22 protein-coding genes and 1 pseudogene are annotated in these 26,658 nt (G+C 73.4%); 7 read left to right on the forward strand and 16 right to left on the reverse strand.

The window, feature by feature from the left end:
* Positions 1–1,017, reverse strand: a pseudogene (locus tag B0E54_RS20820) (transposase); the annotation flags it as partial.
* A gap of 39 nt (positions 1,018–1,056) precedes the next feature.
* Positions 1,057–2,034 (reverse strand): DNA primase, encoded by a 978-nt coding sequence (locus tag B0E54_RS20825; protein ID WP_234587300.1) that lies wholly within the window; start codon positions 2,032–2,034, stop codon positions 1,057–1,059.
* Between the two features lie 160 nt (positions 2,035–2,194).
* Here B0E54_RS20825 and B0E54_RS20830 point away from each other — a divergent pair, with 160 nt between their 5' ends.
* The gene (locus B0E54_RS20830; protein ID WP_007455469.1) at positions 2,195–2,536 is read left to right on the forward strand and encodes a PadR family transcriptional regulator; all 342 of its coding nucleotides are present in this window, start codon (positions 2,195–2,197) and stop codon (positions 2,534–2,536) included.
* 34 nt (positions 2,537–2,570) lie between these two features.
* Here the strand turns inward: B0E54_RS20830 and B0E54_RS20835 are convergent, their stop codons facing one another.
* The 11 genes from B0E54_RS20835 to deoC form a co-directional block, all read right to left on the reverse strand.
* Entirely contained in the window at positions 2,571–3,245 is a 675-nt protein-coding gene (locus B0E54_RS20835) for a permease prefix domain 1-containing protein (protein ID WP_234587302.1), read from the reverse strand.
* A 68-nt stretch (positions 3,246–3,313) separates the two neighbouring features.
* Positions 3,314–5,104 carry a thiol reductant ABC exporter subunit CydC gene (gene cydC / locus B0E54_RS20840; RefSeq protein WP_234587305.1) on the reverse strand — a complete coding sequence of 597 codons (1,791 nt, stop codon included), beginning with the start codon at positions 5,102–5,104 and terminating at the stop codon, positions 3,314–3,316.
* Positions 5,101–6,777, reverse strand: a complete 1,677-nt coding sequence (gene cydD, locus B0E54_RS20845; RefSeq protein WP_234587308.1) for a thiol reductant ABC exporter subunit CydD — start codon at positions 6,775–6,777, stop codon at positions 5,101–5,103. Before cydD ends, cydC begins: the two co-directional genes overlap by 4 nt.
* Positions 6,774–7,781 (reverse strand): cytochrome d ubiquinol oxidase subunit II, encoded by a 1,008-nt coding sequence (locus B0E54_RS20850; RefSeq protein ID WP_234587310.1) that lies wholly within the window; start codon positions 7,779–7,781, stop codon positions 6,774–6,776. Before B0E54_RS20850 ends, cydD begins: the two co-directional genes overlap by 4 nt.
* 19 nt (positions 7,782–7,800) lie before the next feature.
* Entirely contained in the window at positions 7,801–9,051 is a 1,251-nt protein-coding gene (locus B0E54_RS20855; RefSeq protein WP_234587313.1) for a cytochrome ubiquinol oxidase subunit I, read from the reverse strand.
* A 221-nt stretch (positions 9,052–9,272) separates the two neighbouring features.
* Positions 9,273–10,178: a M56 family metallopeptidase gene (locus tag B0E54_RS20860; protein ID WP_234587315.1), complete on the reverse strand. Its 906-nt coding sequence runs from the start codon at positions 10,176–10,178 to the stop codon at positions 9,273–9,275.
* A 10-nt stretch (positions 10,179–10,188) separates the two neighbouring features.
* Entirely contained in the window at positions 10,189–10,662 is a 474-nt protein-coding gene (locus tag B0E54_RS20865; RefSeq protein ID WP_234587319.1) for a BlaI/MecI/CopY family transcriptional regulator, read from the reverse strand.
* Positions 10,663–10,733: 71 nt separating this feature from the next.
* Positions 10,734–11,780: an NAD(P)-dependent alcohol dehydrogenase gene (locus B0E54_RS20870; RefSeq protein ID WP_234587321.1), complete on the reverse strand. Its 1,047-nt coding sequence runs from the start codon at positions 11,778–11,780 to the stop codon at positions 10,734–10,736.
* A gap of 105 nt (positions 11,781–11,885) precedes the next feature.
* Complete coding sequence (locus B0E54_RS20875; protein ID WP_234587323.1) at positions 11,886–12,710, reverse strand: aldehyde dehydrogenase family protein; 825 nt, start codon at positions 12,708–12,710, stop codon at positions 11,886–11,888.
* A complete protein-coding gene (locus B0E54_RS20880) occupies positions 12,703–14,133 on the reverse strand; it encodes an aldehyde dehydrogenase family protein (protein WP_234587327.1) in 1,431 nt (476 codons plus the stop codon). The genes B0E54_RS20875 and B0E54_RS20880 overlap by 8 nt, the downstream gene beginning before the upstream one ends.
* A 6-nt stretch (positions 14,134–14,139) precedes the next feature.
* Positions 14,140–15,099, reverse strand: a complete 960-nt coding sequence (gene deoC, locus B0E54_RS20885; protein WP_234587329.1) for a deoxyribose-phosphate aldolase — start codon at positions 15,097–15,099, stop codon at positions 14,140–14,142.
* Between the two features lie 123 nt (positions 15,100–15,222).
* Between deoC and upp the strand changes: the two genes are divergently transcribed.
* Both upp and B0E54_RS20895 read left to right on the forward strand, forming a co-directional pair.
* Positions 15,223–15,855 carry a uracil phosphoribosyltransferase gene (gene upp / locus B0E54_RS20890; protein ID WP_234587331.1) on the forward strand — a complete coding sequence of 211 codons (633 nt, stop codon included), beginning with the start codon at positions 15,223–15,225 and terminating at the stop codon, positions 15,853–15,855.
* Between the two features lie 73 nt (positions 15,856–15,928).
* A complete protein-coding gene (locus B0E54_RS20895) occupies positions 15,929–16,606 on the forward strand; it encodes a GPP34 family phosphoprotein (protein WP_234587336.1) in 678 nt (225 codons plus the stop codon).
* 130 nt (positions 16,607–16,736) lie between these two features.
* Here B0E54_RS20895 and B0E54_RS20900 read toward each other — a convergent pair whose 3' ends face one another.
* Together B0E54_RS20900 and B0E54_RS20905 are read right to left on the reverse strand one after the other, a co-directional pair.
* The gene (locus B0E54_RS20900; RefSeq protein ID WP_234587338.1) at positions 16,737–18,410 is read right to left on the reverse strand and encodes a phospho-sugar mutase; all 1,674 of its coding nucleotides are present in this window, start codon (positions 18,408–18,410) and stop codon (positions 16,737–16,739) included.
* A gap of 47 nt (positions 18,411–18,457) precedes the next feature.
* Entirely contained in the window at positions 18,458–20,524 is a 2,067-nt protein-coding gene (locus B0E54_RS20905; RefSeq protein WP_234587340.1) for a serine/threonine-protein kinase, read from the reverse strand.
* 206 nt (positions 20,525–20,730) lie between these two features.
* Between B0E54_RS20905 and B0E54_RS20910 the strand changes: the two genes are divergently transcribed.
* Positions 20,731–22,314: a methylmalonyl-CoA mutase gene (locus B0E54_RS20910; RefSeq protein ID WP_234587342.1), complete on the forward strand. Its 1,584-nt coding sequence runs from the start codon at positions 20,731–20,733 to the stop codon at positions 22,312–22,314.
* A gap of 446 nt (positions 22,315–22,760) precedes the next feature.
* Complete coding sequence (locus tag B0E54_RS20915) at positions 22,761–24,020, forward strand: amidohydrolase (RefSeq protein ID WP_234587344.1); 1,260 nt, start codon at positions 22,761–22,763, stop codon at positions 24,018–24,020.
* Here B0E54_RS20915 and B0E54_RS20920 read toward each other — a convergent pair.
* A complete protein-coding gene (locus B0E54_RS20920; RefSeq protein WP_234587407.1) occupies positions 23,977–24,939 on the reverse strand; it encodes a DUF4349 domain-containing protein in 963 nt (320 codons plus the stop codon). The two genes, B0E54_RS20915 and B0E54_RS20920, sit on opposite strands and share 44 nt — an antisense overlap.
* A 92-nt stretch (positions 24,940–25,031) precedes the next feature.
* Between B0E54_RS20920 and B0E54_RS20925 the strand changes: the two genes are divergently transcribed.
* Complete coding sequence (locus B0E54_RS20925; RefSeq protein ID WP_234587346.1) at positions 25,032–25,664, forward strand: MBL fold metallo-hydrolase; 633 nt, start codon at positions 25,032–25,034, stop codon at positions 25,662–25,664.
* A 4-nt stretch (positions 25,665–25,668) separates the two neighbouring features.
* Positions 25,669–26,649, forward strand: coding sequence for a hypothetical protein (locus B0E54_RS20930; protein WP_234587349.1), 981 nt, complete (start codon positions 25,669–25,671; stop codon positions 26,647–26,649).
* Positions 26,650–26,658: the final 9 nt, after the last annotated feature.

Raw genomic sequence — 26,658 nt, forward strand, 5'->3', positions numbered from 1 at the left:
GGCGGCCGGCGTCGGCCGGACCGTGCGCATGCCGGCGAGGCCGGTCAGCTCGCCGACCGACTCGCCACGACGGGCGGCGGCCCGTCGGCCGGGGGCCGGGGCGGGCGTGCTGACCCGCGCGCTGAGCGCGCTGACGAGGGCCTCGCAGCCGGCGTCGCAGGCCCGTACGGAGGCGACGGCCTGCCGGACGGTCTCGGCCACGGCGGAGGTGAGTGCCCGGTTGACGGCGGCGCGGCGGGGTGTCTCCGAGATGGCGACCCGCAGCGCGGTGACCGCCTCGTTGATCTCCTCGGCGTCGGCGACCCCGTCCGCCGCGAGATGCGCGGCGATGGCGTCCGCGGCGACTGACACCTCACGGCCACGGGCGATGGTGCCGCCGAGCATGCCCGGCTCGGGCAGCGCGTCCAGCACTGCCAGGGACACCGGCTCGGCCGGATCCGGATAGGCGCGCAGCGCCGCCGGGTAGAGCTCCCGCAGCACCTCGCGCAGCGCCACGGCGGCGGAGTGCCGGCCGCTGGCCAGGGCGGCGTGTGCGGCGAGCACCTGCTTGTAGCCGGCGAGGTCCCGGGGAGCCGGCAGCGTGACGGCGGAGAGCGCACCGGCCTGCAACGCGCGGGCCAGACCGACGGCCCGACGCTCGGCCGGGGGTGACTGCATCTCCTCCAGAGAGTCGTCGTCGGCGAACCGCTCGGCGAAGTCGTCCACCGAGTCGTCGTCGGCGATCGCCAGGGGCCGACCCGCCGCGCTCAACAGCGAGGTGACCGTGTGGTCGTCGCTGTCGGCGGCGATGGCCGCACCGCTCGGCCCGCCCGACCGCTCCACGAGCAGGGCGACGAGCTGGGCGTAACCAGCCGCGTCGTCGCCGATCTCGCAGACATGCAGCAGACGGCCTGCGTCGTCGACCACAGCGGACGTCAGCGTCGAACCGGCCGAGGCCGGTCGGTCAGCCGGATCCGCCGAGGCCAGACCGCAGTACACGCGCACGAGCGCCACGGCGTCGTCCTCCTCCCGGGACAGGTCTTCCTACTGCCAGCAACTGATGCTCCCCGGTACGGGTCAGTCGCGCCAGTCCACCACCGCAGAGATCTTGCCGACAATGGTGCGCCAACCCAAACTCGCGGTCTGTGCCCCGATCTTCTTCAACCGTCGCCGGCCCATGAAGGCGCCGATCCCGCCGTTGGCCGTGGCCCGCAGCGCCTCGTCCAGGTTGTCGAGGCTGGAGCCGGCGGAGAGCATGTCCAGTACCGCAGGCAGGCGCAACGCGTACGACAGGTCGCGGGCGACCTCGCCGGCCTCGATCAGCAGGGTCGAATCCCAGCTGTCGTGACCGCCGCGCAGGTTCTCCACGACGAGGTCGAGTTCGTAGGTGTCCTCGTCGAGCGGCGCGATGTCGGCCGGCTCCACCCGTTCGGACAATTCATTCCAGCTGTCCAGTTGGGACAGATCGTTGGGTGCGCCGGAGCGGATGAAACTGACAAGCGATTCGGGGGTCTTGAACAGCAGCAGCTTGCCGCGGTGGCTGAGGAAGACCGGCACCTCCTCGTCGTCCGCCTCGTCGGCGACGTCCTCGGCCTCGGCTTCGGTCTCGTCGTCCTCGGCGGTCGCGTCGGCGTCCGTGGCGCTGTCGCGGCGACGGCGGGACGACTCGTCCTCGTCGCTGTCGGCGAACTCCTCGGCCAGCTCCTCGTCGAGGATGACGACGGTCTCGTCGTCCTCCTCCTCGATCACCTGGCGGCGGGCGAGGAACGGGTCGTCCTGGTCGCGCTCGGTCACGTCGGTAGGGGTCAGTGACCCCGCCGGCCGGTACGCCCGCAGCGTGAAACCGGTGCCGGCGGGCAGGGCGATCTCCACCGGGTCGATCCGCAGCTCGTCCCAGAGCGACCGGTCGGCCGACGCGCGGGGGGTGTCGTCGGCCTCGTCGGCCTCGTCTGGCTCGGCCGGGTCGGTGGTGTCGTCGAGCTCGGGCTCGTCGGCGTCGGGCCGTTGGGGCGACTGGCGGGCCACGCTGACCTCCGTGTGCTTCGGGTTGCCCACCCGCCGGCGTCTCCGACCGGCGAGTGACTCTGGGCACATACCCTAGTCGGCGGCTCGGGAAGCCCGGAGCCCGCACCCCGTTGGCCGGCCGAGAAACCTGTCGGGCCTGCGCGTGCGTGACGGTGGCGATCCGGGCGTTCGACAAGTAGCGTAGCTACGCATGAAGGCCCAGGCGCTGCACGGCCACCTCGACGCCCTTCTGCTCGCCGTTCTCGAACAGGGCGCGCTGCACGGGTACGCCATCATCGAGTCCCTGCGGGCGCGCAGTGACGGCAGTCTCGACCTGCCCACCGGCACGATCTATCCGGCGCTGCGCCGGCTGGAACGCGCGGGTCACGTGGCGAGCACCTGGAGCACTGTCAACGGTCGCGAGCGGCGGACGTACCAGCTCACCGACTCCGGCCGCCGTGCGCTGGCGGGCGAGCGCGCCGGATGGCAGGAGTTCCGCGTGACTGTCGGCCGTTTCCTCGATCCCGGCAGCCCGCCCGTCACCCCCGCCTGAGCCGCCCGGGGGTGGGCCAGGGCGTCGGCGGCCGTCAGCCGGCGGCGGCCCGCAGCCAGCCGCGCGCGGCGCGGGTCAGCGAGAAGTGCGCCGCGCCCATCACGACCATGCCGACGATCATCGGTGGCCACGTCAGCGCCGCGTCCCACATATCGATCGACCAGGCGAAGAGTGCCCCGCCGGCCAGGATGCCGAGGACCAGCGTGCCGATCAGGGCGGCGCCCACCGCGCGCTGCGCCGCCGCCAGGCCCGGTCGTGCGGACCGGGCGCTCGCCCGCACGACCAGCAGGCCGGTCACGGCCAGCAGCAGCGCGCCGAGCCAGATCCAGTCGACCGAGGCGGAGAGCAGCCGGTAGAGCGCCGGCGGCGGCGGACCCGCGCTCCAGCTCGACCCGCGCCACGTCAGGTCGCCGGCGGCCACCAGGATCCCGGCCACGGCCAGCATCCGCAGGGACAGGCCGCGCAGGGCGGCCACCGCCAGCTCCGCCTGCCAGGAGGGCAGCAGCTGCGCCGGTGAGCCGAACTCGGCCACCGCCCGCAGCTGCGCCTCCGTGGGTGGCACACCGCTCTCGCGGTACGCGTCGACGGAGTCCTGCAGGTCGTGCCGCGCCTCGGTGAGCAGGTCGGACTTCAACCGCGCCGGCCCCTGCAACCGGGAAGCCAGCGCCCGCAGGTGCTCCTCGACCAGGAAGTCGTCAGCATGCCGCATGGCACCACCCTGCCACGGAGGCGAGCGCCTCCACGTCGGGGAGAACCCTGGTCCGTCCCCGAAGCGGGTCAGGGAGCGAGGGCCAGGTATCCGCGCTCGGCTGCCGCCTGGAGAAGCCACTGGTCCCGGTACCAGCCGGGGGTCGCGACCAACTCGGCGTGCCGGCCGCGCTGGATCACCCGGCCGCCGTCGAGGACGACGATCTCGTCGAGGTCGGCCAGCCCGCTGAGCCGGTGACTGATCAGCAGGACCGAGTGCCCGGCGGGGGTGGCGGCGAGGGCGGAGGCGAGCACCGCGTCGGCGGCCGTCGGGTCCAGCCCCTCGGTGGGCTCGTCGAGCACCAGCACCGGCGGCGCGGCGAGCAGGGCCCGGGCGAGCGCGAGCCGTTGCCGCTGGCCGCCGGAGAGCTGGCCGCCCTCCTCGCCGACCAGGGTGTCCCAGCCGGCCGGCTGGGCGCGTACCCAGTCGAGCAGGCCGGCGGCCCGCACGGCCGCGGTCAACTCGTCCTCGTCGGCCCCGGCCCGCCCGAGCAGCAGGTTCTCCCGGACCGTGGCATGAAAGACGTACGCCTCGGCGAGCAGCCCGCCGACGCTGCGGGGCAGGTCCTCCTCGGCGTACGTCCCCAGGTCGCGCCCGGCCAGGGTGACGTGGCCGGAGGTGGGCCGGACCGCACCGGTCAGCACGGCGGCCAGGGTGCTCTTGCCGGCGCCGCTCGGGCCGACGACTGCGATGCGCCGGCCGGCGGGCAGGTCCAGGCTCACCCCGTCCAGCGCGGGTGCGGCGCCGGTCCGGTACCGCACGCTCACCTCGACGAAGCGCAGGTCGTGCGGCTCGGCCAGGTCGGTCGCCGGGGGAGCGGGCGTGGCGGTGGGCTCCTCGACGTCGAGGAGGGCCGCCACCCGGGCCAGGCCGGGCCGCAGCTGGGTCCACTGCCGGGCGGCCGAGACGAGGGCCAGCGCCACCTCCACGGCGGCCAGGGTGCCGACGGCCAGCACTCCGACCAGGACGCCCGGCACGTCGGAGGCCAGCGCGACAAGCACCACAGCGGCGGCGGTCAGTCCGGCTGTCAACACCCCCGCGGCGTCCACCGCGAAGCCGGTGGCGGCCAGCCGGCGTTCCAGGCGGGCGAGCCGGCCGGCCCGCTGTTCGGCGACGCGCAGCGCGGCGTCGGTCGCCCCGAACGCGGCCAGGTCGGCGGCGCCGTGGGTGAGGTCGACGGCGTCGGTGGCCAGCGCGCCGCGCAGCGGCGCCACCTCGGCGGCGCTGCGCCGGGTGACGGCTGTGGCCAGCGCCGGCAGCGCCACGGCGGCGACCACCAGCCCGAGCGCGAGCACACCGGCGGCCGGTGGTGAGATCAGCGCCGCAGTGGCCACCGCCAGCACCCCGACCAGTGCCGCCGCCGCGCCGGGCACCAGCACCCGCAGCAGCAGATCCTGGACCGCCTCGACGTCGGAGACGAGCCGGCTCAGGACGTCCCCCGAGCGGTGTCGGGTGTCGCGGCGGGCCGTGAGGGTGGCGAAGACCCGGGCCCGTACGTCGGTGATCATGCGGAGGACCGCGTCGTGCCCGGCGAGCCGTTCGGTGTAGCGGAACACGCCACGGCTGATGGCGAGGGCCCGGACCGCGACGATCGCCACGGTGAGCCGGTCCAGCGGAGGCCGCCCGGCGGCGCTCATCAGCAGCCACGTCGCGGTGGCCATCAGGGCGAGCCCGGCGAACTCGGTGGCGGCGGCGAGCAGCCCGGCGCCGGCCAGCCGGCCCAGGTACGGGCGGGCCAGCCGCAGCACCGCGCGCTCGGCGCCGACCCGCCCGGCCGATGCCACGCCGGCCCCGACCTCCGGTCCGTGTTCCGCGCTCATCGTGTCGCCTTCGACGTCGGTTCGGGCGTCAGCTCGGTGACCCGGCCGTCCTCGATGCGCAGGACCCGGTCGGCGTCGGTCAGCAGCGCCGGACGGTGCGCCACCAGCAGCGCCGTCCGTCCGGCGACCAGCCGCCGGGTGGCGTCGAGCACCACCGCTTCGGCGGCCGTGTCCAGCCGTGCCGTGGGCTCGTCGAGCAGCACCACCGGGGCGTCGCGCAGGAACGCCCGGGCCAGTGCGACGCGCTGCCGCTGGCCGCTGGACAGGCCGTGCCCGCGCTCGCCGAGCAGCGTGGTCAGTCCGTCGGGCAGGGCGGCCACCACGTCGTCGAGGGCCGCGTCGTGGACCGCGGCGGCGAGCGCCTCGGGCGGGGTGTCGGGTGCGCCGAGCTGGATGTTGTCGGCCAGCGAGGTGGCGAAGAGGTGGGCGCGCTGCGGCACCCAGGCGAGCTGCCGACGCCAGGCGTCCGGGTCGGCGGTGGCGAGGTCGACGCCGTCGACCGTGATCCGGCCGCTGGTCGGGGTCACGAAGCCGAGCAGCAGACCGAGCAGGGTGCTCTTGCCGGCGCCGCTGGGCCCGATGATGGCGATCCGTTCGCCGGGCCGGATGGTCAGTGTGACGTCGCGCAGCGCGGTGGTCCGCTCGTACGCCACTGTCACGGCCTCGAACCGGATCTCACCGCGACCGTCCGGGGTGGTCGCGCCCTCGGCGGCGCGGGGGGTGGCGGGCGCGGCCGAGACGGTGAGCGCCTCGTCCAGCGCGGTGAGCCCCTCCATGCTGGCGTGGAAGCGGCTGCCGGCGGCCCGCAGCGGCAGGTACGCCTCGGGGGTGAGCAGCAGCACCAGCAGCGCGGTGTGCAGGGTCAGCCCTCCGCCGAGCAGCCGGATGCCGACCGGCACCGCGACCAGGGCCACCGACAGGGTGGCGACCAGCTCCAGCACCAGCGCGGAGAGGAACGCGATCCGCAGTGTCTTCATGGTGGCGACCCGGTGCCCGTCGGCCATCCGGCGGACCACCTCGGTCTGCGCGCGGGCCCGGCCGAAGGCGCGCAGGGTGGGGAGCCCGGCCACCATGTCCAGGAAGTGCCCGCCCAGCAGGGCCAGCCGGCGCCACTGCCGCTCGGTGGCGGCCTGCGCCTGCCAGCCGAGCAGCGCGCCGAAGACCGGGATCAGCGGCAGCGTCAACGCGATGATCAGCGCGGAGCCCCAGTCGGCGACGACGATCCGGGCCAGCACGGCCACGGGCACCGTCACGCTGAGCACCAACTGCGGCAGGTATCCGGTGAAGTAGGCGTCCAGCGCGTCCAGCCCACGCCCGGTCAGGGTGGCCAGCTCGCCGGCCCGTTGCCCCGCCACCCAGCCCGGCCCGTGCCGCCCCACCGCGCCGAGCAGGTCGGCCCGCAGCGTGGCCTTGACCGTGGCGGCGACCCGCGCGGAGACCGTGCCCTGTGCCCAGACCAGCGCCGACCGGGCGGCGACCGCGACCACGAGACCCGCCAGCGCCGGCCGGTTCAACCGCCCGTCGAAGGCGGTGGCCAGCACCGCCGCCAGCGCGGTGGCCTGCGCGACGATCAACGCGGCGGCGAGCACGCCGAGGAGCGCGAGCACGGCGAGATCGCGCCGGGCCGCAGGGACCCGACGCAGCAGACGCGGGTCGAAGGGACGGCGGTTCACCAGTACACCGGTGCCCTGCCGTCGGTCCGTCCCCGGAAAACCCACCAGCACATCGCCTGGAAGCCTAGTAGGGCCGGCAGCAGCGGTAGCGCCACCCAGCCGAGCAGCCGCAGCGTCGGCGTGCTGGCGGCGGCGTCGGCCACCGTCAGCGAGGCGCCCGGGTCGGTCGTGGACACCAGCACGTAGGGCCAGAGAGCCGCGCCGACCAGCGCCACGGGCAGCGCCATTGCCGCGCCGGTGGCGATCAGGGCCCACCCCGGCCGCCGCCGTGCCAGCGCCGCGCGGGCCGCCAGCAGCGCCACCACCAGCAACACCGGCAGGAGTACGGCCACCGCCGGTCGCCCGACGGCGTCGCGTACCCGGGAGGAGAGCACGCCCACGACGGTGGCCACGACGACCGCGCAGAGCGCCACCGGCACCAGGCGGCGGGCCGCGCGGCCGGCCGCGTCGGCGGCGTCGGCCGGCAGTCGCAGCGTGAGGAATGTCGCACCGTGCACCGCGACCAGGGCGACCATGGTCAGCCCGGCGGTCGCCGCGAACGGGGTCGCCAGGTGCGACACCCCGGCGACGTGCCCGTCGGCCTGGCGGGGCACGCCCTGCAACAGCGCGGCCAGCACCACGCCCCAGCCCAGCGCGGCGAGCGCGCTGCCGACCACGATGACCCGGTCCCAGCGGGCGCGGACCCGCTCGTCGCCCGGCCGGCTGCGCAGTTGCACCCCGGCGGTGACCAGGACGACGCCGACCAGGGCACCGGCGACCGCCGGGTAGCAGCCGGCGAGCAGCTCACCCTCCAGCACCGGGAAGGCGCCGAACAGGATGCCCACGGCGGCGACCAGCCAGACCTCGTTGCCGAGGAAGAACGGGCCGAGAGCGGTGAGCGCGGCCCGCCGCCCGGCCGGGGCGCCGCCCCGGGCGAGCAGCAACCCGACGCCGTAGTCGTAGCCGGCGAGCACGAGGTAGGAGGCGAAGAAGAGGCCGAGAAGGGCGTACCAGGCGAGATCCACGGTGAGTCTCCTCAGTCGCTCAGGCGAGGGCGGGTTCGGGGTGGGCCGGCTCACCGGGCGCCGCCGGTGGGCGGCCGAGAGCCGGATCGGCCGCGCCACGGCCCGCGTGCCGGGCGAGCAGCACCCAGTTGGTGACGGCGAGGGTGCCCAGCAGCAGGCTGAAGCCGATCAACGAGGCGAGCATCACCGGCGTGCCGACGGGGGAGACCGCCTGCCCGGTGGGGAGCAGCCCGTACGCCACCCAGGGCTGGCGGCCGACCTCGCGGGCGATCCAGCCGAGGATCACCGCGATGAACGGCAACGGCACGGCGAGCAGGATGAGCCAGAGGGGGAAGCGCAGCCGGATGATCCAGTCCCGGTAGAGCAGAGGCAGCAGCAACCACACGCAGCCGAGGGTGAAGCCGATGAGGATCATGAAGCCCAGCCCGACACTGGCCAGCACCGGCGGGGTGTAGTCGCCCGGCCCGAACCGGGTGGTCCAGTCGGCGATCACGGCCTGGGCCTCCGGCCCCTGGCCGAACTTGGTCGGCTGCACCTCGCCGACCGGGCCGAACTGGGCGAAGCCGAAGCCCTGCACCATCGTGATCGCCAGTGCCGCCGTGACCAGGCCGATCCGCAGCGAGGTGCGAAAGAGCGCGAAGTCGGGCGTACGCCGGATCAGGTGCCAGGCGCTGACGGCCGCCATCAGCATCCCGCCGACCAGGAGCGCGGCGGAGACCACGTGCCCGAACGCCATGCCGAGGCTGGGGTTGGTGAGCAGCGCGCCGAAGTCGGTGAGGTGGGCGATGCCGTCGCGGACCTCGTACCCGACCGGGTGTTGCAGCCAGGAGTTGGCCACCATGATCCAGAACGCCGAGGCGTACGCGGTGAGCGCCACGCCCCACAGCAGCGCGAGGTGGACGCCCTTGCGGAGTCGGTGCCAACCGAAGATCCACATCCCGAGGAACGTGGACTCCAGGAAGAACGCCACAAGCGTCTCGATCGCCAGCGGCGCACCGAAGACGTTGCCGACGTAACGCGACAGGCCGCTCCAGTTCAGCCCGAACTGGAACTCCATCACGATGCCCGTGGCGATGCCGAGCACGTAGTTGATCACGTAGAGCTGGCCCCAGAACCGGGTCAGCCGCTCCCACTTCGCGTTGCCGGTGAGCACCCATGCGGTCTGCATGCCGACCAGCAGCGTGACCAGCCCGAGCGTGACGACCACGAACAGGAAGTGGATCGACGTGGTGGTGGCGAACTGCAGGCGGGCGAGGAGCAGCGTGTCCATGGCCGGCTCTCCCTAGCTGTTGTCTCCCTTGTCGTAGCAACCCTACACGTAGCTTGCCTACATGTACCTACTACTACGGCCCGTCGTAGGAAATTCTACGACGGGCCGTAGTAGTAAGGGGATCCGGGAGATGATCGCGCTCCACCGCGCCGGGGCGGGTGGGAGGCGCGCGCCAGCGGGTGGCGCGCGCCGGGGACGTGCGAGAGCGTGGGGCTCGGGCGTCAGCTCAGAAAGAGCGTGATCGGGAGGGCGACCAGGGTGGTGGCCACCGCGAGGGCCGTGGCCCCGAGGGCGCGGGGCGGCCGATCGGCGACCAGCAGGCGCTGGACGCGTACGTCCAGGTCGCGGTCGCCCAGGCCCAGGGCGCCGGCCGGGGTGACCCGGTGCCCGGCGGCGGCGAAGCGGCGCAGCGCGCCCGCCAGCGGAGCCTCGGCGTGCAGCTCGCGGGCCTTGTCGTCGGCGCGCATCTCGACCAGCAGGGCGACCCGCTCGTGTGCGTCACGGACCCAGCCGAACCACGGCAGCGCCCGGCACAGGGCGGTGAACGGCAGCAGCACCAGATCGTGTCGCTCGTGGGCGTGCGCGCGCTCGTGGGAGAGCACGGCGGCCAGTTCGGCGCGGTCCAGCAGGCTCAACGTGCCCGCGCTGACCACCACCTGCGGCTTCACCCCGGGCAGGCAGTACGCGGCGGCGCTCGGATGGTCCAGGACGAGCGCCCCGGGGGCGGCCGGGTCGTCCCGGGCCACCAGGGTCAGCAGGTCCCGGTGTCGGCGCTGGGCGCGGATGGTCCCGTGGATGCTGCGGACGGTGGTGGTGACGAGCACCGCTCCGATGCCGAAGCCCACTCCCACGCTGCCGAGGTGCACCGCGGTCTCACCGATCGGCAGATTGCCGTGGACGAGGTCGGTGGTCAGGGCGAGCAGGGCGCTGCCGGTCGGCAGGTCGTAGGCGCTCAGCCCGAGGGCCATCGGCAGGCCCATCGCGGAGAGGCCCAACGCCAGCCCGACGGCCTGCCAGCAGATGATCGCCACCCGCGGGCTGCGCCACGTCCAGGTGGAACGGGCCAGCACCTGCGCGGTCAGATAGCAGGCCAGCATGGTGGCGGCGAAGTGCACGGCGTAGGCCATGGCGCGTGCCCTACCGCTCCGCTGCCTCGCCGGCCGGCCGTCGGCCCGCCGGCGGATCCACCCGGTCGGTCAGGGCGTCGGCCCCGCCCGTGTCGCTGTCGACGGAACCGGGCCCGGCCAGCCCGGCCTCGCTGCCCAGGGCGGCCCGCAGCACCTCGGCCTCGGTGCCGGTCACCGAGCGGGCGAAGCGCACCAGCGCGGCGTCGCGGCTGCCGCCCAGGTCGAGGGCGTCGAGCATGAGCTGGGCGATGTGCGCCTCACGGCTGGCCGCCGGCCGGTACCGCCAGGCGCGACCTTCCCGTTCCCGCTGCACCATGCCCTTGCCGGCGAGCCGGTCGAGGACGGTCATCACCGTCGTGTACGCCAGCTCGCGACCGTCGAGCGCGTCGGCCACCTCGCGCACGGTCACCCCGTCCGACGTGCCCGGGACCACGTCCCACAGCACGTCCATCACCGCACGCTCAAGATCGCCCAACCGAGTCACCCGTCAATCCTACCCCCGGTAGTAGACCCTGCGGTGGGCCGGCCGGTGGCACGGCCGGCCCGCGTTCCTGATCACGGAACGATGACCGCGCGACCCTCCAGCGTCCCGTCCCGCATCCGGCGGTACGCGTCCATGGCCTGGTCGAGGCCGAATGTGGTGATCTTGGGTCGTACCAGCCCACGCGCGCCCAGTTCCAGCACCTCGCCGAGTTCGGGACGGCTGCCCCAGTAGGTGGTCTGGATGCTGGCCTCGTAGGGGACGGCGAAGAACGAGACCGGCAGGGTGCCGCCGCCGAGGCCCACGACGGTCAGGTCCCCGACGGTCCGGACGACCGCCGCGCCGAGCTTCAGGGTGGGGTCGGCGCCGACGAAGTCCAGCACCACGTCCGCGCCACGACCGCCGGTCGCGCCCCTGATCTCGTCCGCCGCGCCCTCGCCGGAGCGTACGGTCAGGTCCGCGCCGCACTCCTCGGCCAGCTTGAGGGCCTCCTCGCGGGTGTCCACGGCGATCACCCGGGCCGCGGTGGTGGCCTTGAGGATCTGCACGCCCACGTGCCCCAGACCACCGACGCCGATGACCACTGCCGTGTTCTCGGGTGCGAGCTTCGGCCAGGACCGGCGGACCGCGTGGTACGGGGTCAGCCCGGCGTCGGTCAGCGGGGCGGCGGCCGCCGGGTCGAGGCCGTCGGGCAGCGGTACGACGTGTCGGGCGGCCGGAACGAGCAGGTAGTCGGCCATCCCCCCGTCGAGTCCCAGGCCGCCACCGCCCCCGGGGACGGGCGCCCCGGCCGGGTTCTCGCAGTAGTTGTCGGCGCCCACTCGGCAGCGGGCGCAGATGCCGCAACCCCAGGGGCCGTAGACCGCCACCGGTTGACCGATCTCCAGCCCGGTGACGCCCGCACCCAGGGCGTGCACCCAGCCGGCGTTCTCGTGCCCGAGGGTGAACGGCGGGTTCCAGGGCACCGCCCCCGCCTCGAATTCGTCCATGAGGTGCAGGTCGGAGTGGCAGGCGCCCGCGCCCCCGACCTTGATCACGACCTCACCCGGGCCGGGCTCCGGTTGGTCGACCTCCACGATCTCCGGCTCGGACTTCCAGTTGGGCAGTCGCAGTGCGCGCATGCGTCGACTCCTGTTCGTCGGTGCTCGTGCGCCCCTCGCCTGCCCAACCAACCACCCCGCAAACGCCCGACACGCCCCCCACCAGGCACTTCACGGCCCGCAGAGCTAGACCCCCTTGGGGTGCCACACCGTCTTGGTCTCCAGCAGCGCGGTCATCCGGGTCACGCCCGGGTCGCCGGACCAGTCGTGGCCGGCCGGGGCCGGCCGGAGCACCCGCTTGAGGTTCTCCGCGGCCTTGACCTCCAGTTCGGTGGCGAGCGACGCGTCGGTGACCCCGGTCAGGTCGATCGCGTTGACGTCCATGTGCGCCGCCAGCGCCGGCGCGGTCTCGGTGATCGCGCCGGTGAGGATGTTGACCACCCCGCCGGGCAGGTCGGAGGTCGCCAGCACCTCGGCCAGCGTCACCGCCGCCAGCGGCTCCGACGGCGAGGCCGCCACCACCACCGTGTTGCCGGTGACGATCGCCGGGGCGATCACGCTGACCAGGCCGAGCAGCGCCGGGCGTTCCGGGGCCACCACGGCGACCACGCCGGTGGGCTCGGGCGCGGAGATGTTGAAGTACGGGCCGGCGACCGGGTTGGCGCCGCCGTACACCTGGGCGAGCTTGTCGGCCCAGCCGGCGTACCAGACCCAGCGGTCCACCGCGGCGTCCACCTCGTCGCCGGGGATGCCCAGGGCCACGAACTGCTCGCGGCGGCCCTCCAGCATCTCCGCGGCACGATAGAGGATCTGACCCCTGTTGTACGCGGTCGCGCCGGCCCAGCCCTTGACGGCGGCGCGGGCGGCGACCACCGCGTCCCGGGCGTCCTTGCGGGAGGCCAGTGACACATTCGAGGACTGCACGAGATACGACCGTCCCGACTCGCTGCGCGGGAACTTCCCGCCGATGAAGAGCTTGTACGTCTTGCGTACCGCGACCCGCTCAGACATTGAGGTACCCCTCCAGCCCGTGCCGGCCGCCCTCGCGACCGTAACCCGACTCCTTGTAGCCACCGAACGGCGAGGTGGGGTCGAACTTGTTGAACGTGTTGGCCCAGACCACACCGGCGCGCAGCCGGTCGGCCATCCACAGGATGCGGGAGCCCTTGTCGGTCCAGATGCCTGCCGACAGCCCGTACGGCGTGTTGTTGGCCTTCTCGACGGCCTCGGCCGGCGTGCGGAAGGTGAGCACCGACAGCACCGGTCCGAAGATCTCCTCGCGGGCGATCCGGTGGGCCTGGGTGACGCCGGTGAAGATGGTGGGCGCGAACCAGAAGCCCTGCTCGGGCAGCTCACACGGCGGTGACCAGCGCTCGGCGCCCTCGGCGGAGCCGGCGTCGGACAGCTCGCGGATCCGCTCCAGCTGGGCGGCGGAGTTGATCGCGCCGACGTCGGTGTTCTTGTCCAGCGGGTCGCCGACGCGGAGCTGGGCCATCCGCCGCTTGAGCGACTCCAGCACGCGGTCGGCCACGTTCTCCTGGACGAGCAGGCGGGAGCCGGCGCAGCAGACGTGCCCCTGGTTGAAGAAGATGCCGTTGACGATGCCCTCGACGGCCTGGTCGATGGGGGCGTCGTCGAAGACGATGTTGGCGGCCTTGCCGCCCAGCTCCAGGGTGAGCTTCTTGCTGGTGCCGGCGACGGACCGGGCGATGGCCCGGCCGACCTCGGTGGAGCCGGTGAAGGCGACCTTGTCGACGCCGGGGTGCTCGACGAGCGCGCGGCCGGTGTCGCCGGCACCGGTGACGATGTTGACCACGCCGGCCGGCAGGTCGGCCTGCTGGCAGATCTCGGCGAACAGCAGCGCGGTCAGCGGGGTGGTCTCGGCGGGCTTGAGCACCACGGTGTTGCCGGCGGCGAGCGCCGGGGCGATCTTCCAGGCCAGCATGAGCAGCGGGAAGTTCCACGGGATGACCTGGGCGGCCACGCCGATCGGTCGCGGGTTCGGCCCGAAGCCGGCGTGCTCCAGCTTGTCGGCCCAGCCGGCGTAGTAGAAGAAGTGAGCGGCGACCAGCGGCAGGTCGACGTCGCGGGACTCCCGGATCGGCTTGCCGTTGTCCAGGGACTCCAGCACGGCCAGCTCGCGGGAGCGTTCCTGGATGAGCCGGGCGATCCGGTACAGGTACTTCGCCCGGTCCCGGCCCGGCATCGGACCCCAGACCTTGTCGTACGCCGTGCGGGCGGCGCGGACCGCGCGCTCCACGTCCTGGGCGCCGGCCTCGGCGATCTCGGCCAGCACCTCCTCGGAGGCGGGGTTGATCGACTTGAAGCTGCCGCCGTCGGTCGGGTCGACGAACGCGCCGTCGATGAACAGCCCGTACGAGGGCTTGAGGTCCACCACCGAGCGGGACTCGGGGGCGGGGGCGTATTCGAACATCGGCTATCAGTCCAGGGTGAAGTAGTCGGGACCGGAGTAGACGCCGGTCGTCAGCTTGGTGCGCTGCATGAGCAGGTCGTTGAGCAGGCTGGACGCGCCGAAGCGGAACCAGTCCGGGTCGAGCCAGTCCGGGCCGACGGTCTCGTTGACCATCACCAGGTACTTGATGGCGTCCTTGGTGGTCTTGATGCCACCGGCCGGCTTCACGCCGACCTGCCGCCCGGTCGCCGCGCGGAAGTCGCGGACCGCCTCCAGCATCACCAGCGTCACCGGCAGCGTCGCCGCGACGGGGACCTTGCCGGTGGAGGTCTTGATGAAGTCGCCGCCGGCCAGCATGGCCAGCCAGGAGGCACGGCGCACGTTGTCGTACGTGGCCAGCTCGCCGGTCTCCAGGATCACCTTGAGGTGGGCGTCACCGCAGGCCTCCTTGGTGGCCACGATCTCGTCGTAGACCTCCTTGTAACGGCCGGCCAGGAACGCGCCCCGGTTGATCACCATGTCGATCTCGTCGGCGCCGGCCGCGACGGCGGCCCGGGTGTCGGCCAGCTTGATCTCCAGCGGCGCCTGACCCGACGGGAACGCCGTCGCCACGCTCGCGAGGTGGACACCGGATCCGCCCAGCACCTCGGCCACGTACGGGACCATCGCGGGGTAGACGCAGACCGCGCCGACGTGCGGGCAGGACGGGTCGGCCGGGTCGGGGCGCAGCGCCTTCGCGGCCAGCGCGCGCACCTTGCCGGGCGTGTCCGCCCCTTCCAGGGTGGTCAGGTCGACCATCCGGATCGCCAGGTCGATCGCCTGGGCCTTGGCGGTGGTCTTGATGGAGCGGGTGCCGAGCTGCGCCGCCCGCTGCTCCGCGCCGACCTGGTCCACGCCGGGCAGGCCGTGCAGGAAGGTCCGCAGAGCGGTCTCGGATCGTCCCAGCTCGGAGAGGTCCGACCGGGCCGACGTCGTTGTCGCCGTCATGCCGAGAAGTCTACGCACGGAACCGCTGAGTGATCTTGGTCACGGTGGGCCCGACGTGAGCGGCGTCGCCGGTCCGACCGCACCCCCACCGGCACGTCGACCGGCCGGGTAGGTTGAGCGATCGTGGACGTACACGTCATTGACCACCCGCTGGCCCAGTCCCGGCTGACCGCCATGCGGGACGCGCGCACCGATTCCTCGACGTTCCGGGCGGCGCTGCACGAACTGACCACCATGCTGGTGTACGAGGCGGCGCGCACCTTCCCCGTCGAGCGGTACCCGGTGCAGACGCCGGTCACCGGCACCGAGGGCACCCGGCTGGCGAACCCGCCGCTGCTGGTGCCGGTGCTGCGGGCCGGCCTCGGCATGGCGGACGCCGCGCTCGGCCTGCTGCCCGAGTCGTCGATGGGCTTCGTCGGCCTGGCCCGCGACGAGGAGACCTACGAGCCGCGCGCCTACATGGAGTCGCTGCCCCGGGACCTCGCCGGCCTGCCGGTGCTGGTGCTCGACCCGATGCTGGCGACCGGCGGCTCGCTGGAGCACTCGTGCCGGCTGCTGGCCGATCGGGGCTGCACCGACATGACAGTCGTCTGCGTGCTCGCCGCGCCGGTCGGCATCGAGCGGCTGGAGCGCTCCGGTCTGCCGTTGCGCCTGGTCACCGCCTCGATCGACGAGGGCCTGAACGACAGCATGTTCATCGTTCCCGGGCTCGGTGACGCCGGTGACCGCCAGTTCGGCGGCATGCCCCGGTTCTGATCTTCCACCCGGTAGGTCCGGGTGACGGCGGGTCCGCGCGCGGTGGTGCGCGGACCCGCTACCGTCTCGGGCCATGACTGGTGTTGCGCTCGCCGAGGAGCTGCTGCTCCTCGCCTACGACGACTCGACCGGCAAGGCGACCATGCCGCGGATCAGCCTGGACCTGGGCATGGCGGCCGCGGTGCTGGTCGAGCTGGCACTGGCCGGCCGGATCGCGTACGCCGACGGAAACCTGACCGTCGTCGACCCGACGCCCACCGGCGAGCCGGTCACCGACGAGGTGCTCGGCCGGATCGCCGCCGACACCCCGCACACCCCGGCCTCCTGGGTGCAGCGCCTGCGGCACGGCCTGCGCGACCGCATCCTCGGTGACCTGTGCGCCCAGGGCGTCGTGCAGGACGTCGACGAGACCGAGTTGGGCTTCATCCACGTGCACCGGTATCCGGTGGTGGACGCCTCCGTCGAGGCGGACACCCGCCAGCGGCTGACCGAGGCGCTGACCGGCGCCGCGGCCCCGGACGAGCGGACCGCCGCGCTGGCCACCCTGGTCGTGGTGCTGCGGATGGAGTCCGCGCTGGGGGTGAGCGGCGAGGAGGCCGCCACCGCCCGCCGGCGGTTGGAGGAGATCGCCACCGGTGCGGGCTTCTCCGGTCAGGTGAGCACCGACGATTCGGTGGTCCGCCCCTCGGTCGGCCTGGTCGTCGCTGCCCTGGCCACGGCTGTCGACGCGGCGCTCGGCAAGCGCGCCTGACCGCCGGGCCGGCCCGCCTCCGCTGTTCCCTTTGCTCTGCTTCAACCCAGGCAACACAAACGGCTGCCGGGTGTTGCCTCCGCTAAAGCAGAGCAAAGGGAACAGGACAGGGTGGTGGGGTCGGTCGCGGTCAGATGCCGAGCGCGGCGGCGATCTCGACGCGCAACTGCGCGACCGCCGCGCCGGCCCGGGTCCGCGCGGCCGCGACGTTGCCGTCCGGCACCGGCTCCACCACCTCGAGGTACGCCTTGAGCTTCGGCTCGGTGCCGGAGGGGCGGATCACCACCCGGGCCTTCGCGGTACGCAGGATCACCACGTCCGACTCGGGCAGCAGGTCCCGGACGCTGTCCACCGGCTGTCCCAGCAGGGTGGCCGGGGTGGTCGCCCGGATCCGGGTCATCGCGTCGGCGATGATCCGCAGGTCGTCCACCCGGGCGGAGAGCTGGTCGGTGTGGTGCACGCCGAACTCGGCGGCCAGCTCGTCCAGCCGGTCGGTCAACGTGCGACCCTGCGCCTTGAGGCCGGCGGCCAACTCGGCCACGGTCAGCGCGGCGGTGATGCCGTCCTTGTCCCGGACGTGCTCCGGGGCGACGCAGTAGCCGAGGGCCTCCTCGTAGCCGAAGACCAGCGGCGCGCTTCCACCGCCGGCCCGGACGATCCACTTGAACCCGGTCAGCGTCTCGTCGTAGGGCAGGCCCCGCGCCGCGCACATCGCCCGCAGCAGGGACGACGAGACGATTGTGGTGGCGTAGAGCCCGGTCACCCCGCGCCGCATCAGGTGGTCGGCGAGCAGCACGCCCACCTCGTCGCCGCGCAGCATCCGCCAGCCCCGCCCGTCCTCGCCTTGCCGGACGACCACCGCGCAGCGGTCCGCGTCCGGGTCGTTGGCGATGGCGAGGTCCGCGCCGGTGGCGTCGGCCAGCGCGATCAGCCGGTCCACCGCACCCGGCTCCTCCGGGTTGGGGAACGACACGGTGGGGAACTCCGGGTCGGGTTCGGCCTGGTCGGGCACCACACCGGGGATCGGGAAACCGGCCCGGACGAACGCCGCCGTGAGCACCGCCGCACCCACCCCGTGCAGCGGGGTGTACGCCACCGACAGGTTCCGCGGCCCGTCCGGGTCGATCACGGCGGTGGCCCGCTCGACGTACGCGGCGACGAGGTCGTCGCCGAGCACCTCACCGGGCCGGCCCAGCGGCACCTGGGCCAGCGGGCCGACAGCCCGGATCGCGGCCTCGATGCCGGCGTCGGCCGGCGGCACGATCTGCGCCCCGGCACCCAGCTCGCCGCCCAGCTCGGCGCCGAGGTAGACCTTGTAGCCGTTGTCCTGTGGCGGGTTGTGGCTGGCCGTGACCATGACACCGGCCACCGCGCCGAGCTGACGCACCGCGTACGCCAGCACCGGGGTGGGCAGCGGACGGGGCAGCAGCAGCGCCGGCCGGCCAGCGCCGGTGGCCACCTGGGCGGTGCGCTCGGCGAACTGGCGGGAGCCGTGCCGGGCGTCGTACCCGATCACCAGGGGGCCGGTGCCGCCCTGGGCGGCGAGCCAGCCGACGAGCCCTGCGGCGGCCTGGGTGACCACGGCGAGGTTCATGCCGTTCGGGCCGGCGCGCAGCGGGCCGCGCAGGCCGGCGGTGCCGAAGGTCAGGGGACCGGCGAACCGGTCGGCCAGCTCCGGCGCGCTCGCCGGCAGCCGGTCGAGCACCGCCGTCAGCTCGTCCCGGCTGGCGGGGTCTGGGTCGTCGGCAAGCCAACGTCGGGCTTGCTCGCGAATGTCGTCGATGTCAGTGGTGTCCGCCGCCATGCCCCTTGATAGCACGGCGGCGGATCACCGCTGTCGGTTCCCTCGGCTCAGCCGTCGCCGGTGAGCTGGAACGTGCGCACCATCTCGTCGAAGATCGGCTTGCTCTCGGCGAACTTGGCGTCGTTCGCGGTGAGGTAGAACGAGTACGCCTTGCCGTCCTGCGCCACGCCGCGCCAGATGCCGTGCCGCATGGTGTCGCCCGCGCCGCAGGTGTACTCGAATTCGGCGGCCGGCTTGTCGGCCAGCTTGGTCTCCGTCGAGGCGACCTGCGCGTACGGCTTTACGCAGGAGGTGCTCCGGGTCTTGAGGCCGTTCTCGGCGGTCTCGGCCCACCGGGTGGAGCTGCTGGACCACTTCTCGGTGATGATGCGCACCTTGCGGCCGCTGTCGTCCGGGTCGATGTAGTCGGTGTACGAGCCGCCGGTGGCCTTCTTCCAGCCCTTGGGCACCATGACCTGGATGCCGCGGGCCGCGTGCTCCTGCATCTCGACCCCCGAGGAGGCGGGCGCGGACGCGGTGGGCTGCGCCTGCGGGGTGCTCGGGGCGGGATCGTCGCCACTGGAGAGCGCCACGATGCTGATCAGCAGCACCACGGCCAGGCCGCCCGCCGCGGCGAGCTGCACCTTGCGCGGCCAGCCCTTCACCGTGGTGACGAGCTGGCCCCCGGTGGCGCGGACCTTGTCCAGGGCGCCGCCGCCCGAAGCGGTCGACGGTGTCGTCCAGGGCTGGCCGGTGCCCGGCACCGACCACTGGTTGCCGCCGCCGTAGGTGCTGCCGCCGATGCGCTGGGTGGCGTCGGGCCCACCGTAGCCGACCTGCTGCGTGGCGTCGGGCCGGCTGCCGTAGGTGACCCGCTGGGTGGCGTCGGGGTGCGCCCCGGCGTCCACCCGCTGGGTGGCGTCCGCGCTGCCGCCGTAGGTGCGCCCGGCGGCGGGACGGCCCGGGGTGGGCATCGCACCGGTCGGCGTGTGCAGCGGACCGGCGAGCGCGTCCGCGCTGGTCTCGTCCAGCGCGGCGGCAGCGGTGGCGGCCGCGCTGGCCGGCTGCGGGCGTTCGCCCCGGCGCAGCGCGGCCAGCCGGTCGGTGAGCGACTCGTCCGGGGCCAGCATGGCCCGGCCGCCGATCTGGTTGTCCGGCTTCGGCTCCGGCTGGGCCGGCGTGTGGACGGGCGCCGGGCGCTGCTGCACGGGCACCACGGCGTACGGGTCGGTGACCGAGTGCACGGCGGTGGCGGTGCTGCCCAGCGGGCCGGCGAGCAGTTCGCGCAGCATTCCCCGGGAGGTGTGCACGTCCAGTCGGCGGGCCGGGTCCTTCTCCAGCAGACCCATCAGCACCCGGGTCAGGGGGCCGCTGCGCTGCGGCGGGGCCGGCGGGTCCTCGACGACGGCGTGCATGGTCTCGATCGGGTCGCCCTTGTCGAACGGCGGACGCCCCTCGACGGCGGTGTAGAGCGTCACGCCCAGCGAGAAGAGGTCGCTCGGCGGACCGAACTCCTGGCCCATGGCCCGCTCGGGCGAGATGAAGTGCGGTGAGCCGAGCACCATGCCGGGGGTGGTGAGCTGCACGTCGGTGGGCATCCGGGCGACACCGAAGTCGGTGAGCACGCAGCGCCCGTCGGTGCAGATCAGCACATTGGCCGGCTTGACGTCGCGGTGCAGCACGCCGATCGCGTGCGCGACCTCCAGCGCGCCGAGCAGCGCGATGCCGATCTTGGCGACCGCGCGGGGCGCGACCGGGCCGTCCTCGATGACCATGTCGGCGAGGCTGCGGGCGTCCAGCAGCTCCATCACGATCCACGGCCGACCGGCCTCGGTGACCACGTCGTACACCTGCACCACGGCGGGGTGCTGGATGGCCGCGGCGGCGCGGGCCTCGCGCAGCGTCCGCTCGTACATGGCGTCACGGTCGCTGGGCGCCAGGCCCGGGGGAAGGACGACCTCCTTCACCGCCACGTCGCGGCGGAGCAGGGTGTCTGTGGCACGCCACACCGTGCCCATACCGCCGTTGCCCACCGCGGACCGCAGCGAGTACCGGTCACCAATTGTGGTGCCGGGCGCTGCTCGTCCGCTGGCGGGACTTACCTGTCCGCCGCTCCACGTCGGGATCTGAGTCACAGAAAAGCCACCGGGGGAAATCGAGGGGGGCTGGGACACAACCCCCCTATCTTGCTGGTTCCGACGCCCGATGCGAAAGCCGACGCGGCGGACGTTTACCGAAGTCCACAGATCGTGCCCAACCGTTCACCTCCCGTCGAGGTGTCGGGACGCACTGTGCGGTATCCCTCACCCGGCGATGAGCCGGCGCGTCCTACCATCCGGGGATGAGCGAACGGCGGTCAAGCGAGTCCGGTTTCCCGATCAAGGGCGTCTACACGGCGGCCGACCTTCCGGAGGACCTGGACTCCCGGCTGGGCGGCCCGGGCGAGTTCCCGTACACCCGGGGGGTGTACCCCACGATGTACACCTCCCGTCCGTGGACCATGCGCCAGTACGCCGGCTTCGGCACCGCCACCGAGTCCAACGCGCGTTACCACCAGTTGTTGCGGGCCGGCACCATGGGTCTCTCGGTCGCCTTCGACCTGCCGACCCAGATGGGGTACGACTCCGACGACCCGATCGCGCACGGCGAGGTCGGCAAGGTCGGCGTCGCCATCGACTCCATCGAGGACATGCGGCTGCTCTTCGCCGACATTCCACTGGACAAGGTGTCCACCTCGATGACGATCAACGCCCCCGGCTCGGTGCTGCTGCTGCTCTACCAACTCGTCGCCGAGGAGAACGGGGTGCCGGGCTCGGCGCTCAACGGCACCATCCAGAACGACATCCTGAAGGAGTACATCGCCCGCGGGACGTACATCTTCCCGCCGAAGCCGTCGCTGCGGCTGGTCGCCGACACCTTCGCGTACTGCCGCAAGGAGGTGCCGAAGTGGAACACGATCTCCATCTCCGGCTACCACATGGCCGAGGCCGGCGCGACGCCCGCGCAGGAGATCGCGTTCACCCTGGCCAACGGCGTCGAGTACGTCCGGGCCGCGCTGGCCGCCGGGCTCGCGGTGGACGACTTCGCGCCCCGGCTGTCGTTCTTCTTCGTGGCCCGCACGACGCTGCTGGAGGAGGTGGCGAAGTTCCGCGCCGCCCGGCGGATCTGGGCCCGGCTGATGCACGACGACTTCGGCGCCAAGGATCCGAAGTCGATGATGCTGCGCTTCCACACCCAGACCGCAGGTGTGCAGCTCACCGCCCAGCAGCCGGAGGTGAACCTGGTCCGCGTCGCGGTGCAGGGCCTGGCCGCGGTGCTCGGCGGCACCCAGTCGCTGCACACCAACAGCTTCGACGAGGCGATCGCGCTGCCCACCGAGAAGGCCGCCCGCCTCGCGCTGCGCACCCAGCAGGTGCTGGCGTACGAGACGGACCTGACCGCCACCGTCGACCCGTTCGCCGGCTCGTACGTGGTGGAGGCGATGACCGCCGAGATCGAGGCCGCCGCCGTGGAGTTGATGGAGCGGGTGGCCGACCACGGCTCGGCCGTCGACGCGATCGAGGCCGGGTTCCAGAAGCGGGAGATCGAACAGTCCGCGTACCGGATCGCCCAGGAGATCGACTCCAGCGAGCGGGTGGTGGTGGGGCTCAACCGGTTCACGATCGACGAGGAGGAGCCGTACGAGCCGCTGCGGGTCGACCCGGCGATCGAGGCCGCGCAGGCCGAGAAGCTGGCCCGGCTGCGCGCCGAGCGGGACGCCGACGCGGTGACGCGTGCCCTCGCCGAGCTGCGGGCCGCCGCCGAGGGCTCGGACAACGTGCTCTACCCGATGAAGGAGGCGCTGCGGGCCCGGGCCACGGTGGGCGAGGTCTGCGGGACGCTGCGCGAGGTATGGGGGCTGTACCGGCCCACCGACCGGTTCTGAGGGGGAAACGCCCCGGGTGTGCCTACCCGGGTTTGCGGGTACGCCGACGGGATGCGCGCCCTGTGACGCACACGGTGTGCGGTCGGGCTGGGCGGACGTATGTGAGCGTCCTGTCCGGCCCGTTGCGGAGCGTGGTCGTCTTATTGTCGGAGTGTCAGTTCATCACCCCGACTAATGCGACAATTCGCGGAGTGGGCAGATGGGCCGCAATGCGATTCGTGGCCACCCGGTCTGGTTACGCGTTGTAGGAGGTGAGGGGGCAGATGACGGCGTTCGAACGCGATCTACCTGCGGTCCCGCACCTTGACGAGCGCCCTCAGCAGGGCATACGTGACGCTACGCGGTCCGATCATCACCGTAACGAGGTTGCGCAGCGTCACCGCCGGAGGTCTAGGCTGTCTGCTGTCCCCGATGATCCATCCATCTCTAGTGATCGAGAATTCGACGTGACGAGTGCGTTGACGCTGCCCACGGGCGGCCAGCTGGCGTCGTCCTGGCCGGAGACTCCGCCCGGGTCCCAGCCCCTGCCCCGCGACCTGGACCACCTCCTCGCCCTTCGGGTACCGGGGCTCATCGCCACGCGCCGTCACCTCCACTCGCACCCCGAGTTGTCCGGTACGGAGTTCGAGACGGCGGCCCTCATCGCCCGGGAGCTCTCCCTGGCCGGTCTGCACCCTCGGCTGCTGCCCAAGGGCAACGGCGTGATCTGCGACGTCAACGGCCGTCCCGACGGCCCGATCATCGCCCTGCGCGCCGACATCGACGCCCTGCCGCTCGACGACCCCAAGGACGTGCCGTACCGCTCGACAGTCGACGGCGTCTGCCACGCCTGCGGCCACGACGTGCACACCTCGATCCTGCTCGGGGTCGGCATGCTGCTGGCCCAGCTCGCCGACCTCGGCGAGCTGGACGGCCGGGTCCGGCTCATCTTCCAGCCGGCCGAGGAGATCCTGCCCTGCGGTTCGCTGGAGGTCATCGAGGCCGGCGGCCTGGACGACGTCGTGCAGATCTTCGCGCTGCACTGCGACCCGAACCTGCCGGTGGGCCAGGTCGGGCTGCGGGTCGGCCCGATCACCGCGGCCGCCGACAACGTCACCGTCCGGCTCTCCGGGCCGGGCGGGCACACCGCCCGCCCGCACCTGACCGTCGACCTGGTCGACGCCCTCGGCCGGCTGATCACCGAGGTGCCGGCCCTGGTCAGCCGCAGGGTGCCGGCCAACAGCGGGCTGCTGCTGGTGTTCGGCCACGCCTCGGCCGGCACCCGTTACAACGTCATCCCCTCCGAGGCGTCCGCCTCGGGCACGCTGCGCGTCATGGACCGCGACACCTGGGAGCAGGCTCCCAAGATCGTGGCTCAGGTCGTGCGGGACGTGATCGCCCCGACCGGCGCCACCGTCGACCTGGAGTACCTGCGCGGCCGGCCGCCGGTGAGCAACGACGCCCGGGCGATCCAGGTGCTGACCGCCGCCACCGGCGCCGCGCTCGGGCCGGAGGGGATCGCCGAGACACCCCAGAGCATGGGCGGCGAGGACTTCTCCTGGTATCTGGAGTACGTCCCCGGCGCACTCGCCCGCCTCGGCGTGGGCCGTTCCGGGCCCAACGTCGACCTGCACCGCGCGTCCTTCGACGTGGACGAGCGGGCCATCCCGGCCGGCGTACGCGTCATGGTGCAGACCGCGCTGCGGGCACTGGCGGCTGCGCACTGACCGGAGCGACCAGGGCCGGCGTCTTCCGGCGCCGGCCCAGCACCACCAGCAGGATCGCCAGCGGTACGCCGAACGCCACCAGCCACGGCAGCAGCGCGCCCAGGACGGTGAGCAGGATCGTCATCGAGGTGACGAACGCCTTCCAGCCGCCCTTGAGCCCGACCAGGAAGCCCGTCTCGGCCTTCTCCTCGCTGGTCTTCACCGCCGGCCCGGCCAGCGACACCGTGATCGTGGACAACGCGGTCAGGTCTGCCAGCCGACGCTTCTTGGCCTCCAGCGAGGCCAGGTCCGCCTCCCGGCGACCCAACTCGTTCTCCAACGACACCAGGTCGGTGATCGAGTTGGCACGGGCGAGCAGCCGTCGCGCGCTGTCCACGCGCGCCCGCTGACTGATGATCCGGGCCTCCAGGTCGACGGTCTCCTCGGTGACGTCCTGGGTGTTGATCTCCCGGCTCTCCTGCCGGCCGAGCTTCGCGACCTCCTCCACGACCCCGGAGAACTTCGCCGCAGGCACGCGCAGCTGCAACTCCGCCACGGCGTCGGCGTCGGCGCTGCGCCGCTGGTCGCCGCCGATGAAACCACCGGCGCGGGTGACCACGGCGCTCACCTCACTCGCGGCGGCGTCCACATTGGCAACCTGCACCCGCATCGATCCGGTGTAGATGATCGCCCGCTGGTCGACCCGCAGGTCCGGAGCGCCGGCCCCGGCCGCCCCCGCCGCGTCCGTGCCGCTGCCCCGGTCGGCCGCCCCGCCCGCCTCGGCCGGCGCCTTGGCCGCCGGAGCTGCCGAGTCCGCCGATCCGCTGTCCTCGGCACCGCACCCCGTCAGGGCCAGCGCCGCCGCAAGTGTGCCCGCCGCCAGTAGTGCGCCACGGCGTCGTCCTGTTCGTCGGTCCATCCCCGCTCCCATCGTCGTCAGCTTCGGTGCGATAGCTCGGACGCGACGCGCCCGCCGACTGGTTCCGGCAGACTGCGCTCAGGACATCACGATTCGATAGTGGAGGAGTCACGATGCGGCTCACCAAGTACGCCCACTCCTGCCTCCGGGTGGAACACGACGGGGGAGTGCTCGTCGTCGACCCCGGGATGTTCAGCGACCCCGCGACGGCGTTGGACGGTGCGGACGCGGTGCTGATCACCCACCAACACCCCGACCACCTCGACCTCGCCGCGGTGCGCCTGCAACTGGACCGGCAGCCGTTTCCGATCCACGGGCCCGCCTCGCTCGCCGAGGCTCTGGGGGACGCGGCCGAGGCGTTGCGTCCGGTCAGCCCCGGTGAGTCGTTCACCGCCGCCGGGGTCGCCATCCGCGCGTACGGCGGGCGGCACGCCGTGATCCACCCCGACCTGCCGGTGGTGGACAACCTCGGCTACCTGATCAACGACGTGGTCTACCACCCGGGTGACTCCCTGGTCGTGCCCGACGAGACGCCCGTCGACACGCTGTTCGCGCCGATCCACGCCCCCTGGTCGAAGTTCTCCGAGGTGGTCGACTTCATCCGGGCGGTCGCACCGCGGCGCGCGTACGCCCTGCACGACGCGTTGCTCAACGACAACGGGCTGGCCGTGCTCGACCGGCAGTACGCCGCGCTGTCCGGCACCGACTACCAGCGCCTGGAGCCCGGTAGCCGGGTGGACGTCTGACGCGATGCCGGGCCCCTCCGCGGAGCTGGTGCAGCAGCTCTACCGCACTCCACCGGACCGGTTCGTGGCCGCCCGGGACGCCGCGGTGGCCGAGGCCCGCCGGGCCGGCGACCCGGCCACCGCCCGGGAGCTGGCCCGGCTGCGTCGCCCCACGGTCGCCGCCTGGCTGGTGAACCTGCTCGCCATCCGACGTCCCGAGCTGGTGGCCGACCTGGTCCAGCTCGCCGATGCCCTACGGGCCGCTCAGCGGGAGCTGCGCGGGCCCCGACTGCGGGAGCTGTCCGCCCAACGCCGGGCGGTGGTCGGCGCCCTGGTCGCCGAGGTCCGTAAGCTCGCCGCCGCCGAGCCGGAGGCGCCGCCGGCCGGCCGACTGCCACTGGCCGAGGTGGAGGCGACCCTGAACGCGGCGCTCTCCGACGCCGAGGTCGCCGAGCAGGTCCGGACCGGGCGCCTGCTCCGCTCGGCCACCTACGCCGGCTTCGGTGAGGTGCCCCGACCGCAGCTGCGGCTGGTCACCGGCGACGAGGAACAGGAGCCGGAGGCCAGGCGCCCGGCCCGCCGGCCGGGCGTTCAGCGCGAGGGCCGCGACGCCGCCCCCGACCGGGCCGGGGAGCGGGCCGCGCAGGCCGAGCGCGCGGCCCAGCGGGCGGCTCGGGCCGAGCGGGCCCGACGCCGCCGGGCACTGGACCGCGAGCTGGACCGCGCCCGGGCCGACCAGCAGCGGGCCGAGGACGAGTTGACCGAGGCGACCGGGCAGGAACGCGACGGCGTCGCCGTTCTCGACGGGATCGAGACCGAGCTGGCCGAGCTGGAGCGACGGCGGGCGGTCGCCGAGCAGGACCTCAGCCGCGCCAAGCTGGCCCGGCGGGCGGCCGAGCGGGCGGTGACGGTGGCCCGGCGGCGCTCGGGCGAGGTCGAGGCCGCCGTCGAGGCACTGGCGGCCGAAGAGGGGGATGCGGACGCGGGCGGTGGCGCGGCAGACTGACCATCGATG

It is taken from the genome of Micromonospora sp. MH99, from assembly GCF_021442385.1.
Taxonomy (GTDB): domain Bacteria; phylum Actinomycetota; class Actinomycetes; order Mycobacteriales; family Micromonosporaceae; genus Micromonospora.